Source organism: Microbispora sp. H10949 (assembly GCF_014161435.1).
GTDB classification, from domain to species: Bacteria; Actinomycetota; Actinomycetes; order Streptosporangiales; family Streptosporangiaceae; genus Microbispora; species Microbispora triticiradicis.
This window is the reverse complement of the sequence record NZ_JABBWZ010000006.1, coordinates 194463-207904: the sequence shown is the minus strand read 5'-3', so window position 1 is coordinate 207904 and position 13442 is coordinate 194463. Positions and strand designations below refer to the sequence as shown.

Annotated in this window: 14 protein-coding genes and 1 tRNA gene; 6 read left to right on the top strand and 9 right to left on the bottom strand. The window is 71.6% G+C overall.

The annotated features are described in order from the left end of the window. Nucleotides 1-52: 52 nt before the first annotated feature. The 4 genes from rfaE2 to HHX40_RS17405 all read left to right on the top strand — a co-directional run bounded on the left by rfaE2 (nucleotide 53) and on the right by HHX40_RS17405 (nucleotide 4676). On the top strand, nucleotides 53-1498 hold the full coding sequence (gene rfaE2 / locus HHX40_RS17420) for a D-glycero-beta-D-manno-heptose 1-phosphate adenylyltransferase (protein WP_182881417.1): 1446 nt from the start codon (nucleotides 53-55) through the stop codon (nucleotides 1496-1498). Nucleotides 1499-1508: 10 nt separating this feature from the next. Further along, nucleotides 1509-1757, top strand: coding sequence for a hypothetical protein (locus tag HHX40_RS17415; RefSeq protein ID WP_133306076.1), 249 nt, complete (start codon nucleotides 1509-1511; stop codon nucleotides 1755-1757). Nucleotides 1758-1767: 10 nt separating this feature from the next. Beyond that, the gene (locus HHX40_RS17410; RefSeq protein WP_182881698.1) at nucleotides 1768-2757 is read left to right on the top strand and encodes an SDR family oxidoreductase; all 990 of its coding nucleotides are present in this window, start codon (nucleotides 1768-1770) and stop codon (nucleotides 2755-2757) included. A 92-nt stretch (nucleotides 2758-2849) separates the two neighbouring features. Further along, on the top strand, nucleotides 2850-4676 hold the full coding sequence (locus tag HHX40_RS17405; RefSeq protein WP_138462909.1) for a transketolase: 1827 nt from the start codon (nucleotides 2850-2852) through the stop codon (nucleotides 4674-4676). Nucleotides 4677-4799: 123 nt separating this feature from the next. Here HHX40_RS17405 and HHX40_RS17400 read toward each other — a convergent pair whose 3' ends face one another. Together HHX40_RS17400 and HHX40_RS17395 are read right to left on the bottom strand one after the other, a co-directional pair. After that, entirely contained in the window at nucleotides 4800-5192 is a 393-nt protein-coding gene (locus HHX40_RS17400; RefSeq protein WP_117408498.1) for a ChaB family protein, read from the bottom strand. Nucleotides 5193-5234: 42 nt separating this feature from the next. Beyond that, nucleotides 5235-5492, bottom strand: a complete 258-nt coding sequence (locus HHX40_RS17395) for a DUF6458 family protein (protein WP_117408497.1) — start codon at nucleotides 5490-5492, stop codon at nucleotides 5235-5237. An 85-nt stretch (nucleotides 5493-5577) separates the two neighbouring features. Between HHX40_RS17395 and HHX40_RS17390 the strand changes: the two genes are divergently transcribed. Further along, a complete protein-coding gene (locus HHX40_RS17390; protein ID WP_208759272.1) occupies nucleotides 5578-6117 on the top strand; it encodes a shikimate kinase in 540 nt (179 codons plus the stop codon). Nucleotides 6118-6152: 35 nt separating this feature from the next. Here HHX40_RS17390 and HHX40_RS17385 read toward each other — a convergent pair whose 3' ends face one another. The 3 genes from HHX40_RS17385 to HHX40_RS17375 form a co-directional block, all read right to left on the bottom strand. After that, a complete protein-coding gene (locus HHX40_RS17385) occupies nucleotides 6153-6620 on the bottom strand; it encodes an ATP-binding protein (RefSeq protein ID WP_165900797.1) in 468 nt (155 codons plus the stop codon). Nucleotides 6621-6973: 353 nt separating this feature from the next. Next, complete coding sequence (locus tag HHX40_RS17380) at nucleotides 6974-8005, bottom strand: aldose 1-epimerase family protein (RefSeq protein WP_182881416.1); 1032 nt, start codon at nucleotides 8003-8005, stop codon at nucleotides 6974-6976. 111 nt (nucleotides 8006-8116) lie between these two features. After that, entirely contained in the window at nucleotides 8117-8356 is a 240-nt protein-coding gene (locus HHX40_RS17375) for a hypothetical protein (protein WP_117408459.1), read from the bottom strand. Nucleotides 8357-8715: 359 nt separating this feature from the next. On the opposite strand from HHX40_RS17375, the gene HHX40_RS17370 reads away from it, so the two are divergent. Then, nucleotides 8716-9891, top strand: coding sequence for a cytochrome P450 (locus HHX40_RS17370; RefSeq protein WP_182881415.1), 1176 nt, complete (start codon nucleotides 8716-8718; stop codon nucleotides 9889-9891). 34 nt (nucleotides 9892-9925) lie between these two features. Here HHX40_RS17370 and nhaA read toward each other — a convergent pair whose 3' ends face one another. The 4 genes from nhaA to HHX40_RS17350 form a co-directional block, all read right to left on the bottom strand. Further along, nucleotides 9926-11314, bottom strand: coding sequence for a Na+/H+ antiporter NhaA (gene nhaA, locus HHX40_RS17365; protein WP_182881414.1), 1389 nt, complete (start codon nucleotides 11312-11314; stop codon nucleotides 9926-9928). A 161-nt stretch (nucleotides 11315-11475) separates the two neighbouring features. Beyond that, nucleotides 11476-11549: transfer RNA gene (locus tag HHX40_RS17360), tRNA-Lys, on the bottom strand. Nucleotides 11550-11623: 74 nt separating this feature from the next. Beyond that, nucleotides 11624-12196 (bottom strand): hypothetical protein, encoded by a 573-nt coding sequence (locus HHX40_RS17355; RefSeq protein WP_182881413.1) that lies wholly within the window; start codon nucleotides 12194-12196, stop codon nucleotides 11624-11626. Between the two features lie 857 nt (nucleotides 12197-13053). After that, nucleotides 13054-13440, bottom strand: coding sequence for an OsmC family protein (locus HHX40_RS17350; protein ID WP_182875426.1), 387 nt, complete (start codon nucleotides 13438-13440; stop codon nucleotides 13054-13056). Nucleotides 13441-13442 lie beyond the last annotated feature (2 nt).

The window sequence follows — 13442 nt, the reverse complement described above, 5'->3', positions numbered from 1 at the left end:
CGCCTGGCGTGACTGTTGTTTTCCCTGCGTCCGCCGGGGTAGCCGCCCTGGTATGACGGAAGAGACGCTCAACCGCTTCGGTGAAGTCACAGCCGTCGTCGTCGGGGACGTGATGCTCGACTCGTGGCTGCGGGGGCGCACCAAGCGAATGGCCCAGGAGGCTCCGGTCCCGGTCGTGACCATCGAACGGATCGAGGACCAGCCGGGCGGCGCCGCCAACACGGCCGTGAACCTCGCCGCGCTCGGCGCGCGGGTGCACATGGTCGGCGTCACCGGCGCCGACCCCGCGGGGGCGACGCTCAACGCGACCCTGGGACGGCTCGACATCGAGGGCCTGGTCATCGTGCGGAGCCTGCGGACGCCCGTCAAGCGCCGGGTGCTGACGGACGGTCAGATCGTGGCCCGGTACGACGAGGAGGACGACGCGCCGCTGCCCGAGGCGGCGGAACGCGAGCTCATCGACGAGATCACCCGGCTGGCGGCGCACGCGGACGTCATCGTCGCCTGCGACTACGGCGGCGGCGTCTGCACCCCGGCCGTACGCCGGCTGCTGTGCGAGCTCAGCGCCGACCGGAACGCGGGCTCCCGGGGGGCGCCGGTCCTCGTCGTGGACGCCCACGACGTGGCGGCCTGGCGGGAGTGCCGCCCGAAGGCCGTGCTGCCCAACTACGCCGAGATCGTGCGGCTGCTCGGCGAGGGCGGTGACCACGACCGGGTCGCCTTCCTGTCCGCGCGGTCGGAGGAGATCGTCGAGGCCACCGGCGCCGAACTGGTGGTCACCACCCTGGACGGCCAGGGCACGCTCCTGCACCGGCGCGGCCGGGAGCCGCATCGCACCTTCGCGAGCCCCGCGCCCGACACGATGAGCATCGGCGCGGGCGACACGTTCACCGCCGCGTTCTCCCTGAGCCTCGCGGCCGGCGCCGGGCCGGAGCGGGCCGCCGACATCGCGCAGGCCGCGGCGAGCGTGGTGGTGCGCCGCCCGGGCACCGCCGTGTGCACCCGTGAGGACCTGGTGCAGGCGCTGCGCCCCGACGTCGCGCTGCCGCCCGGGCGGCTGGCCGCCTGCCTGGAGCGCGACCGCGCCGAGGGCAGGCGCGTCGTGTTCACCAACGGCTGCTTCGACGTGCTGCACCGCGGCCACGTGGCCTGTCTGGAGGAGGCCGCCCGGCTCGGCGACGTGCTGGTCGTGGCGGTCAACGGCGACGCCGGGGTGGCCCGGCTGAAGGGGCCGGGACGGCCGATCAACCGCTGCGAGGACCGCGTCGCGGTGCTCGCCGCGATGGGCTGCGTCGACTACATCACCGTCTTCGACGAGGACAGCCCGGTCGAGCTGCTGCGGATGGTCCGGCCGGACGTGTACGTCAAGGGCGGCGACTACCACCCTGACCTGCTGCCCGAGGCCGACCTGGTCAGGGAGCTCGGCGGCGAGGTGCGGGTGCTCGGGTACGTCCCGGACAGGTCGACGACCGCGATAGTGAACCGGATTCGAGGGTAGGGGGCCGTTCATGACCGAAGAACAACGTTCGCCGACCGGAAAGCCCATGGTCGAGGCGACCCCGATGGACGTTATCTACGTCCGCATCGGGTCGTTCGCTCTGGTCTTCTGCTTCGCCGTACTGGTGCTCTCCTTCGTCGGCCGCCTGTGGTGGCTGACGGGGGTCGTCCTGGCGATCATGGCGGTCGTCGGGACCGCCATGCTCCTCGCCGTGCGCAGGCAGAAGAGACTCGGCGGCGGGCCGCAATCGAGAGGATGACGAGGTGAGCCTGCGGGGCAAGGTCGTGGTGGTGACCGGGGCGAGCGGCGGGGTGGGCCGCGCCGTGGTCAGGCAGCTCGGAGCCGAGGGCGCGAAGGTCGCCCTCGTGGCACGCGGGGAGGCGGGCCTGGCGGGCGCCGCCGTCGACGTCGGAGCCGAGGGCGGGACCGCCAAGGTCTTCGCCGCGGACGTCTCCGACTACGACCAGGTCCGCGCGGCCGCCCAGCAGGCCGAGGCCGAGCTCGGGCCGATCGACGTCTGGATCAACATCGCGTTCACGACGGTCTTCGCGCCGTTCCTCCAGATCACCCCGGAGGAGTACGAACGTGAGACCAAGGTGACCTATCTCGGCTACGTGTGGGGCACCCGCGTGGCCCTGGAGCTGATGAAACCACGGGACAAGGGCGCGATCGTGCAGGCGGGCTCGGCCCTGGCCTACCGGTCGATCCCGCTGCAGTCGGCGTACTGCGGGGCCAAGCACGCCATCAGCGGCTTCACCGAGTCGGTGCGGACGGAGCTGCTCGCCGAGGACTCCGGCGTGAAGATCACGATGGTGCAGCTGCCGGCCCTGAACACCCCGCAGTTCGATTGGGGGCTGAACCGGATGCGGCGCCACGCCCAGCCGGTGCCGCCGATCTACCAGCCGGAGGTGGCGGCGCGGGCGATCGTCCACGCCGCCGAGCACCCGGAGCGGAAGGAGTACTGGGTCGGCGGGATGACCGCGGCCACGATCATGGGGCAGCGGGCGGTGCCCGCCCTGCTCGACCGCTACCTCGCCAGGACCGGCGTCAAGTCGCAGCTCACCACCGAGAAGGCGCCGACCGGCGTCTCCAACCTGTGGGAGCCGGCCGACGAGGACAAGGACTACGGCGCGCACGGCGGTTTCGACCGGCGTTCGCACGGCCGGAGCGCGCAGCTGTGGATGTCTCAGCACCGCGGCCTGGTCGCCGCCGCCCTCGGGGCCGCCGCCGTCGCCGGTATCGGGCTGCGCCGCCGCTGACCGCAGAACCGAAACTGACAAGAAAACACTGATATATCGGGTACGCCCCATTTCTGGCGATACGAAGGGGCGTACCCGGGTAGTCGAGGACGATGGACGAGCTTGACTACCGGTTCCTGTGCGAACTCGCGGCCCAGCTCCGGGTGGACTCGGTGCGGGCCGCCGCTGCCGCCGGCTCGGGGCACCCGACGTCCTCGATGTCGGCGGCCGAGCTGATGGCCGTACTGCTCGCGCGGCAGCTCCGCGTGGACGTCGAGAACCCGGCCGACCCGGCCAACGACCACCTGGTCTTCTCCAAGGGGCACGCCTCCCCTCTCCTCTACGCCATGCTCAAGGCCATGGGCGTCGTGTCCGACGAGGAACTGCTGACCTTCCGCAGGCGCGGCAGCCGTCTGGAGGGGCATCCGACGCCGGATGTGCCGTTCGTCGACGTGGCCACCGGTTCGCTGGGATTCGGCCTGCCCGTCGGCGTGGGGCTCGCGCTGGCGGCGCGGCGGCTGGACCGGCTGCCGAACCACGTCTGGGTGCTGTGCGGCGACAGCGAGCTCGCCGAGGGATCAATGTGGGAGGCCTTCGAGCACGCCGGGCACGAGGGACTGAACAACCTCACGGTGATCGTCGACGTGAACCGGCTCGGCCAGCGCGGCCCCACCCGGCACGGCTGGGACCTCGCCGCGTACGCCGCCAGGCTCGGCGCCTTCGGCTGGCACACCATCGAGATCGACGGCCACGACCCCGGCCAGATCGACTTCGCCCTCGCGGACGCCCGGGCCACCCGGCGCCGCCCGACCGCGATCATCGCCAGGACCTGCAAGGGCCGCGGGGTGTCGGCGGTCGAGGACCGCGAGGGCAAGCACGGCAAGCCGCTGGCCGACGCCGAGCAGGCGCTCGGCGAGCTCGGCGGCCCCCGCTCGCTGACCGTGCCGATGACCCCACCCGCCTCCCAGGGCGTGCCGTACCGGTACGCCGACGGACCGCTCGTCCTGCCCAAGTACGAGCTGGGCGAGGAGGTGGCCACGCGGACCGCCTTCGGCGAGGCCCTGGCCGCGCTCGGCACGGCCCGGGGCGACGTGGTCGCGCTCGACGGCGAGGTGGCCGACTCGACGAAGCTGGAGACGTTCGCCGAAGCGCATCCGGAGCGCTTCTTCGAGTTCTACATCGCCGAGCAGCAGATGGTGGCCGCCGCGACGGGCATGCAGGCGCGCGGCTGGACCCCGTACGTTGCGACGTTCGCCGCCTTCCTGACCAGGGCGTACGACTTCGTCCGGATGGCCGCGGTGAGCCGGGCCGGGCTCTGCCTCGTCGGCTCGCACGGCGGCGTGTCCATCGGCGAGGACGGCCCCTCCCAGATGGGCCTGGAGGACCTCGCGGCCTTCCGCGCGGTGCACGGCAGCACCGTGCTGTATCCGTGCGACGCGAACCAGACGGCCCGGCTGGTCGCGGACATGGCCGGCCTGGAGGGCATCCGCTATCTCCGCACCACCAGGGGCGAGACCCCGGTGATCTACGGGCCGGACGAGGAGTTCCCGGTGGGCGGGTGCAAGGTCCTGCGGACCGGCGGCCAGGCGACGATCGTGGCCGCGGGCGTCACCGTGCACGAGGCCCTGGCCGCCGCCGACCTGCTCGCCGGGGACGGCGTCTCCGTCACCGTCATCGACGCCTACTCCGTCAAGCCGCTCGACTCGCCCGAACTGGTCGCGATGGCCACCGCCACGGGCAGGGTCGTGACGGTGGAGGACCACTGGCCGGAGGGCGGGCTGGGCGACGCCGTGCTCTCGGCGCTCGCGGAGAACCCGGTGCCGGTGCGCAAGCTGGCCGTGGCGCGGATGCCCGGAAGCGCGGGCTCCGCGGAGCAGCTCCGGGACGCCGGCATCGACAGGACCGCCATCCGCGAGGCCGTCCTCGCCATGCTCCCCTGACGCCTCGCCATGCTTCCCTGACGCCCGTCACACGTGGAAGCGCCGCCGGACCGTGGCCCCTGAGGGCGGTCCGGCGGCGCGGTTTCCGTGTTCATCGTTGTATGGGCTGGTCCCGCGGCGCTGTCAGCGGGCCTTGGCGGTCGCCCTGCGGTTGGCCTTCTTGATGGCGTCGACCAGCTCGTCCTTGGTCATCTTGGAGCGGCCCGGGATGCCGAGTCGGCTGGCGACGTCGTACAGGTGCTGCTTGGAAGCGTTGGCGTCGACGCCCTCGGCGGTCTCGCCCTGCTTCGGCGTGCTCTTCCTCGCCTGCTCGTCCGACGGCCCGCGCCTCTTCTTCTTCTCCCAGTGGTCGCCCACCTTCTCGAAGGAGTGCTTGAGCGCGGAGAACGCCGTGCGGTGGGCGCGCTCGCCCTCGCCGTACGTCTCGACGGCGGAGTCGTGCGCCTTGATCCAGGTCTCCTGGGCCTCCTTGGGCGAGCGCTCCAGGGTCGAGGGCAGTTCCTTACGTCCCGGCATGTCCATGCCTCCCTTCAGACCAGCAGAAGTCGGGCGGGGGGATCAGATGGGGTCGTCGTAGCGCCGCTCCTCGTACACCTGACGGCGGGTGGTGGTGGCGTCGAGGGGGGCGGCGGCGGTGACGGTGGTCCGGCGGCGCAGCGTCGTCATGCGCCAGATCCCGAAGAGCAGCCCGGCCAGGCCGCCCACCATCAGGATCACTCCGATGACCTGGATGTCGAGACCCGCGATCGTGAAGTCGACCGCCCAGGTGAGGATGGCCCCCAACATGATGAGGATGATGCTTCCGGCGATGGTCATGGCTTCCTCCTTCGCCTTGTGCTCTATCCCCTCCACGGATTCCAAACGTCGCATGCCGGTGGGCGTATGGGGCAGCATGGCGAACATGACCGATACCCCCGTCGTGGTCATGGGACTCATGGGCGCGGGCAAAAGCACCGTCGCACGGCTGCTCGCCGCCGCCCTCGACCGCCCCATGCGCGACAGCGACGCCGATCTCGAAGCCAGGTACGGCACGACCGCCGCGGTGATCGCGGCGGATCTGGGCCCCGACGAGCTGCACGCGCGCGAGGCGCTGGTGCTGCGGGACGCGCTGACGGACGACCGGTCCCCGGTGATCGCCGCCGCGGCCAGCACGGTCGAGGACCCCGAGACGCGCAACGCTCTGGCCCCCGCCTTCGTGGTGTTCCTCGACGGCCCGCCCGAGGTCCTCGCCGAGCGGATGAAGTCGAGCCCTCACCGGCCGCATTTCAAGCCCGACCTGGTGCGCATGCTGACCGAGCAGCGCGACCTGCGGCTGCCCGGCTTCCAGGAGGTGGCGGACCTGACACTCGACCCCGCCGCGCACACGCCCGAGGAGATCGCGGACGCCGTGCTGGCCCACCTGGACGGGGCCCGGATCTCCGGAGCGTCCGAGAAACGGTGAGAGGGACGGCGAGGCGGACGGCTGGGCGTCCGGGGTCAGCAGACGGCGATGCGTGACTGGTGCGGAACGACGGGCAGCAGCGACCGGCTGCCCGTCCCGGCCAGGAACCAGACGGTCTTGCCGCCCCGGCCCGCGGCGGCCACGCCCCAGTCGTCGGCGAGCTCGTCCACGATGAGCAGCCCCCGGCCGCTCACCGACTCCGGGTCGGCGTCGCGCTGGCACGGCACTCCGTCGCCCTGGTCGAACACCTCGCCGTACACCCAGCAGCCGTTGCTGCCGAGCCGGAGAGTGAAGACGTTGCCGCCGTGCCGCACGACGTTGGAGGCGAGCTCGCTCACGATCAGACAGCAATCGTCGACCAGCGCGTCCAGACCCCATCGGCCGAGCTCACGACGGACGAGGGAGCGCGCGGTCGCGACGCTCGCGCCGACGGCGGGCAGGAGGCACTCGGCGGTCCAGACGGGGGCCGGGTCAACCGGCGCCGCACCGAAGGGGAGAGACACGCGCGCCTCCTTAAGGCTATGGGAGCGCTCCCACGACTCAAGATACGGGACACAACGTGGTCGTGTGAATTCAAAGAAACAAGATTGTTTCCGGTCAATGCCCGATCTGTGATGCGTGCGGAGATCGCGACGGCGGCGTGACCGGCCTTCCGGCGCCGTCGCCGCAGCTAGGGGTGCGGATCACGGGAGCGCGGGGCGACCGGCCTCCGCGCCGGTGTCCGCGCCGGCCTCGGGAGTGGTCATGAAAGTAGCTGAAATCAGCCACTTCCGTCTCTTCCGTTTGGCGCGGACCGGAATCCCGCCGTGCCGTGTCGTGCCCGCTCCGGAGGCGTGCGGCCCCTCCGGCCGGCCGGTCAGGCTCCGGCCGCGGGCAGTGCGGTGATCCCCCACCGGTGGGTGGCCCGCTCGCCCGGGGCCAGGCGCACCAGGCACTCCCCGCTCGCGAAGGCGTTCGGCGGGCAGCTCATCGGCTCGACCGCGACCCCCGAGCGCCGGTACGGCGCGGCGAGCGTGTCCCCGGTGAAGACCTGGAGCCACTCGATGCCCGGCCCGCCCCACAGCTCCACACCCCGGGAGCCGTCGGCGGTCCTGAGCCGTGCCCGCACCAGGCCGCCGGCGTGGCGCTCCAGGTTCGTGAAGGGCGTGTCGAGCACGGTGCCGCCGATGCGGCGTCCCGCCCGGAAGTCGTACTCGGTGCCCTCGACCGTCCGGCGGCCGACCGGGATCTGCTGCTCGTCCACGGGCGCCCACTCGGCCGCGGGCAGTTCCAGCACCGCGTCGTCCACCGTGCCGTGCACGGCGTCATGGCCCGTGCCGTGCACGGAGTCATGGCCCGCGCCGTGCCCGGCGTCATGCCCGGTCTCTACGGCCTCCTCGCCGAGCGTCAGGTAGGGATGCGCGCCCATGCCGTACGGCGCGACCCCCTCCCCCACGTTGACCGCCGACACCTCGACCTCCAGGCCCGCCTCACCCAGCGCGTACGACGCCGTGAGGTCGAGCACGTGCGGATAACCGGGCTGGGGGAACAGCCGCAGCCCGAGGCGGACCGAGGTCTCGCCGGCGTCGAGGACCGTCCAGGGCAGCAGGCGGGTGAAGCCGTGCGCGGCGTTGCCGGTCCGCGGCTCGGTGATCGCGAGCTGCCGCGTCTCGCCATCGGCGTCGTACCGGCCGTTCCTGACCCGGTTCGGCCACGGGAGCAGCAGTTGGCCGGCGCCGCCCACGGGGGACTTGCCCTCCGGGTACGACATGACGAGGGGCCGGTCCCGGAACGTGAGGGCACGAAGGCCCGCGCCCACCTCGGTGACGATCGCCCGGTAGCCGTGCGCGGCGATGACGTGCTGCGTACCGGTCGGGGGGACGGGTCGGCGGACCACCGGTTCTGTCATGAAACCGATCTTCCCCCCCGTTTTCCCACTAATCCCACCGGACCCACGCCGCCCGCACCCTGCCCTACGCCTGGCCCGCACCCCGCCCGGCCGTCACGGCTCTCACGGCTGTCAGGAGGAGGGGAGCGGCTGGCCCGCCAGGCCTTCCTGAACCATGAGAAGCGCGCGCAGCTCGTCCGCGCTCTCCCCGCAGGCGGTCATGATCAGCCCCCGGTCCATCTCGATCCTGGACAGTGACCGCGTCATGCGGGTCGCGTACCAGCGGCCGGCGTCGCTTCTCCAGACCGACCAGCGGCCGGCGTACTCGCTGCTCAGTTGTCTGTACGCAGCGTCCTCGGCGGAGAACCGCACTCGTCACCACCTCCAGGCTCGGTGCCGGGACACAACGATGTGCTCGTCCGGACACGATTGGTAGTGAGAGGCCATCTCCCCCATCCGGAGGGCCCGCCACCGCGGCCCGGGTGAAGATCTCCCCCGGGGCTGCGGTGACTTCACCACCACCTGATCCCCGTTCCTCCAGCCCCATCCGTCCCATGCCTCGCCCGGGCGCGACCCTGACGATCCACGCCGGAACCCGGAGGAACGGGACGATGGCAGGAGGCAAACGTCCGCTCTCCTGTCACACCGGACATGGTTTTACTACCTTGTCAGCCAGGCGGTCAGGGGGGAGATTCGAGTGGTTCACGCCTAGGCCGAAGGGAAGACCGCCCATGCCCGAACTGCCACGACTGCCGTTCGATCGGCCGGACATACTGGATATCTCTCCATATTTCGGGGAGCTGCGCGCCAGCGCGCCGATCACCAGGGTCAGAACCCATGTCGGGGACGAGGCATGGCTCGTCACGGGTTACGACGAGATCCGGCAGGTCTTCGGCGACGACCGGTTCGGCCGCTCGCACCCCGCCCCCGCGACGGCGGCCCGGCTGTCCAACAACGTCCTGCTCGGCGGCCCGACCGGCGACTACGCCACCGAGCGGATCATCCACAAGGAGATGCGGCGCCTGCTGTCCCCCGCGTTCTCGGCCCGGCGCATGCGCGCCCTGTCGGACGGCGTGCGGGCGCTCGTCGGGAACCTCCTCGACGGGCTCGCCGAGCAGGGCCCGCCGGCGGACCTGCACGCGGGGCTGTCGCTTCCGCTCCCCATCCAGGTGATCTGCGAGCTTCTCGGCGTGCCGTACGAGGACAGGGACAGGTTCCGGGCGGTGGCCGAGGCGATGACCGATCTCACCGATCTCGCCCGGTCCGCGGACGCGCAGATGGAGCTGAACGCCTACACCTACGAGATCGTGAAGGCCAAGCGCGAGAGCCCCGGCGAGGACGTCTACACCGACCTCGCGAACGCCTCACTGCCCGAGGAGGACATCGCGAGGATCGCGGGCGGCCTGCTGTTCGCCGGCCACGAGACCACGGTCAACCAGATCGACTACGGCACCCTGCTGTTCCTGCGCAATCCCGCCGAGCGCGACGCGCTACTGCGTGATCCCTCCCTCCTCGACGCCGCCGTCGAAGAGATCATGCGGTTCGGCGCGCCGAGCCAGCACGGCCTGATCCGTTACGCGCACGACGACGTCGAGGTCGGCGGGGTGCGCATCCGGAAGGGTGAGCTGGTGGCGCTGGCGATCCACGCGGCCAACAGGGATGCGCGCGTCTACCCCGACCCCGAGAGATTCGACATCCGCAGGCGTGATCCGCGGCCGCACATCGGCTTCGGCCACGGCCCGCACCACTGCCTGGGAGCGGGCCTGGCGCGGATCGAGCTCAACGCCGTCTTCGGCGCCCTGTTCGCGCGCTTCCCCTCGCTCGCGCTCGCCGTGCCGTACGAGGAGCTGGAGGCGCGGACCGGCAGGCTGACCGGAGGGCTCGACGCGCTCCCCGTCACCTGGTGAGCCGTCACCCAGCGAGTCGTCACCTGGTGAGCCGTCACGTGGTGGGCGGGGCGGCGGCCCGCGCTTCGGCGTCGGCTTGGGCGTCGGCTTCGGCTTCGGCTTCGGCTTCGATTTCGGCGATACGGCGGTAGACGCGGTCCCGCAGGCGCAGGATCACCGTGGCCAGCAGCGCCGCGACCAGCGACCCGGTCAGCACCGCGACCTTGACCTGGCCGTCCCTGGTGGATCCGGCGCCGAACGCGAGCTCGCCGATGAGCAGCGACACCGTGAACCCGATGCCGGACAGGACCGCCACCCCCACGATGTCCACCCAGGCCAGGCCCTCGTCGATGCCGGCCCGGGTGAACCGCGCGACGAGCCAGGTGGCCGCCGTGATGCCCAGCGGTTTGCCGGCGACGAGCCCCGCGACGACGCCGAGAGGAACGCCGTCGGTGAGCAGTCCCGGCAGGCCCCCGGGCCCGCCGAACGCCACCCCGGCCGAGAGGAAGGCGAACAGCGGCACCGCCACTCCGGCGGAGAGCGGCCGGAACCGGTGCTCGAAGTGCTCGGCCGGGCCCGCGCCCTCCGCCGCGCTCTCCCCAGAGCCCTCCGCCGTGCCTTCCCCGGCGGCCTCCGCCGTGCCCTTCCCAGGGGCCCGGTGGACCGGGACGGTGAAGGCGAGCAGCACGCCGGCCACCGTGGCGTGTACGCCCGAGGCGTGCACCAGGGCCCAGGTGACCGCGGCGAGCGGCGCCAGCAGCCACCACGCGCGCACCCCACGCCGTACGAGCACGGCGAACAGGCCCAGCGGGAGCAGCGCCGCGAGCAGCGGAAGCGGCGCGAGGTGCGTGGTGTAGAACACCGCGATGATCGCGATGGCGAGCAGGTCGTCGACGACCGCGAGGGTGAGGAGGAACGTGCGCAGGGCCGACGGGAGGTTCCTGCCCACCACGGCGAGCACGGCCAGCGCGAAGGCGATGTCGGTGGCGGTCGGCACCGCCCAGCCCCGCAGCGCGCCGTCCGCGCCGGGGCCGGTCAGCGGGTTGAGCTGCGTGTTCACCAGTAGGTAGAGCAGCGCGGGCACGACCACGCCGCCGGCCGCCGCCACGACCGGCACCGCGGCCCGCCGGGGGTCGCGCAGGTCGCCCGCGACGAACTCGCGCTTCAGCTCCAGCCCGGCGACGAAGAAGAAGATCGCCAGAAGCCCGTCGGCGGCCCAGGTCGCGAGGCTGAGGTCGAGGTGCAGCGCCTCGGGCCCCACCCGGGCCGACCGCAGCGTCTCGTACCCGGCCGACCAGGGCGAGTTGGCCCACACGAGGGCCGCGAGCGCGGCGATCAGCAGCAACGCGCCGCCGATGGTCTCCTGCCGCAGGATGTCGGCGATCCGGCGGGTCTCCGTCCGGGACCCGGGGCCGAGAAGAGGGGTGCGGCGGGGCGTGCTCATGAGGCTCCGTTTCCGGGATCGGGTCAGCGACAGCCGACCAGACTTCCCGGCACCCCATACGCATCTTAGACAAACCGGGCGACCCGTGCGGACAACGACCCGGAGCGCGGGACGGATCAGGCCCGGCATCCGTTCCGGATGCCGGGCCTGATCACATGTTGTGCGCCGCCAGGGACTCGAACCCCGGACCCGCTGATTAAGAGTCAGCTGCTCTAACCAACTGAGCTAGCGGCGCCCGCGATGTCCGTAACCATAGCAGTCCTGCGCAGGTCGCGCACATCGCCGGATGCGGGGATCACCCGTGCCGGGTCAGCCCCGCCACGCGCCACTGGAGAAGGGAGCGGGCTCGCCGCGCAGGCCCGGCCCGTCGCCCCACCTCGTGATGACGTACTGGATCGGGATGTGGCCGACGTCGCCGCTGACGGTCAGCGTGTTCTCGTTCCAGGTGGTGCCGGTGAGCTCGGCGAAGGTCTTGCCGTCAATGTCCAGCATGACGCCGCTGTTGGAGGGGATGCCCGGGCCGCGGTCGCCGATGAAGAACTTGGCCTTCCGGCCCTTGTACATGATGTAGCCCTCGGTGCCGAGCGGCCAGCTCGGGCTGGCGAAGAGGCCCTTCTGCATCGGCTTGCCGATGGCCGGCATGCCGGTGTCTCCCTGGCGGCCCGACGCGTCGTCCCAGAAGTACGAGCCCGTGGTGGCCCCCGCGTACAGGACCTCCTCGTGCATGGGGACGATGCTGGAAAGGTTGACGGCTTCCCCGACCGGCGGCTCCGCGGGCGCGGGGGCGGCGGCCACGAGGGACGTGACCAGCACCGCGGCGCCGGCGAGCGTGGCCACGGCGGTGACCCGTCGCTTGCCACGCAGGTCGGACAGAGTCTTCATCAAGGCTGGGGATCTTTCGTGAGACGACAGTGGATGGCCATGCGTCATCAAGGGACCCGCCGTACGGCGGGTCGCGGTGACGGGCCACGTGTCCGGGCGGGACAGATCGACCACCCGGAGGCGTGTGCGCTGAAGCTATGGCGATCGGCCGGAAGGCCGTCGTGAGTCAGACGTGGGATCCGAAGCGCCTTGGGTCGGAGGTCCGGGCGGGGTCGCCCACCGTGATCGCCTCCCCAAGTCCAATCCAGCCACCGGTCGGCGGCAACGAATAGGACACTACAGGATGAGTCAGGACGGAGCAAAGTAAACCGGACATAACACGCGGAAGATCTACCTGTCGGCTTGTTTGTGCAGCGGCAACGTCGGCCACGCCGCACATCTGGGGCGATCCGCCGCAGGCGCTCCTTCATGAAAGTAAAGAAGAGAGAGCAGCCGGCGGGAGGCGGCGGTCAAGAACCCCGAGGCGGACAGGCCGCACCGACAGGCGGACGGTCGGACCTGCCGGCGAGACGGCCGGCGGCGTGCGGAGAAGGGACGGGGCGGGGGTGGGCGGGGGAAGGGATCGAGCGGGGTGTGCGGGGAAGGGATCGGCCTTCGGACGGGCCGGAAAATGCCGGAGCCGGGCAGTCCCCCAACTGCCCGGCTCCGGATCAAAGCGGTTCCGCCAGGAATGCCCTCCCCAAAGGCACCGGCGGGTCCCCCGCTTTCCGGACGCGGTTCCCCCATCCGCGCCCTTATCGAAAAAGTCTCTCGTCCTCTCCCGAGGACATGCTTCAACAGTACAAGCCCGCTTGCCATGAAGTCGTCATACGCAGGTTGACTTTCGGCCTGCATCCGGCGGGCTCCGCCCGCCCGTGCTACTCGCCGAGCACGAGCCTGACCTCGGTGCCCTGCTGCAGGGACCGGCTCACCGTGCAGTGCCGTTCGTGGACCCGTCCGGCGACGGCCTCGAAGACCTCTCCCGTGTCCCCCGGCGGCAGTTCCACGTCGTACGTCACGGTGACGGACCGCAACAGGGTCGGGCTCTCCTTCTCCGCCGAGACCTCCACGGCGAGCCGCGCGAGCCGGTGGCCGCGCTTGGCGGTGAGCGGCTCGACGGTCATGACGTTGCACCCGCCCACGGCCGCCAGCAGCAGCTCCACCGGGCTGAACAGCCCGTCACCGGAGCCCATCACGATCTCCGCGCCGCTCTCGTTGCGGGCGACGAAGCCGTCCTCGGTCCGCTCGACGCGTACAGAGCCCATGT

Bases quoted from the DNA above. Each gene is read 5' to 3' on its own strand.
- HHX40_RS17400 (WP_117408498.1), bottom strand. From the start codon at position 5,192: ATGCCGGGACGTAAGGAACTGCCCTCGACCCTGGAGCGCTCGCCCAAG.
- rfaE2 (WP_182881417.1), top strand. From the start codon at position 53: ATGACGGAAGAGACGCTCAACCGCTTCGGTGAAGTCACAGCCGTCGTC.
- HHX40_RS17370 (WP_182881415.1), top strand. From the start codon at position 8,716: ATGCCCGAACTGCCACGACTGCCGTTCGATCGGCCGGACATACTGGAT.
- nhaA (WP_182881414.1), bottom strand. From the start codon at position 11,314: ATGAGCACGCCCCGCCGCACCCCTCTTCTCGGCCCCGGGTCCCGGACG.
- HHX40_RS17380 (WP_182881416.1), bottom strand. From the start codon at position 8,005: ATGACAGAACCGGTGGTCCGCCGACCCGTCCCCCCGACCGGTACGCAG.
- HHX40_RS17395 (WP_117408497.1), bottom strand. From the start codon at position 5,492: ATGACCATCGCCGGAAGCATCATCCTCATCATGTTGGGGGCCATCCTC.
- HHX40_RS17350 (WP_182875426.1), bottom strand. From the start codon at position 13,440: ATGGGCTCTGTACGCGTCGAGCGGACCGAGGACGGCTTCGTCGCCCGC.
- HHX40_RS17390 (WP_208759272.1), top strand. From the start codon at position 5,578: ATGACCGATACCCCCGTCGTGGTCATGGGACTCATGGGCGCGGGCAAA.
- HHX40_RS17415 (WP_133306076.1), top strand. From the start codon at position 1,509: ATGACCGAAGAACAACGTTCGCCGACCGGAAAGCCCATGGTCGAGGCG.
- HHX40_RS17405 (WP_138462909.1), top strand. From the start codon at position 2,850: ATGGACGAGCTTGACTACCGGTTCCTGTGCGAACTCGCGGCCCAGCTC.
- HHX40_RS17355 (WP_182881413.1), bottom strand. From the start codon at position 12,196: ATGAAGACTCTGTCCGACCTGCGTGGCAAGCGACGGGTCACCGCCGTG.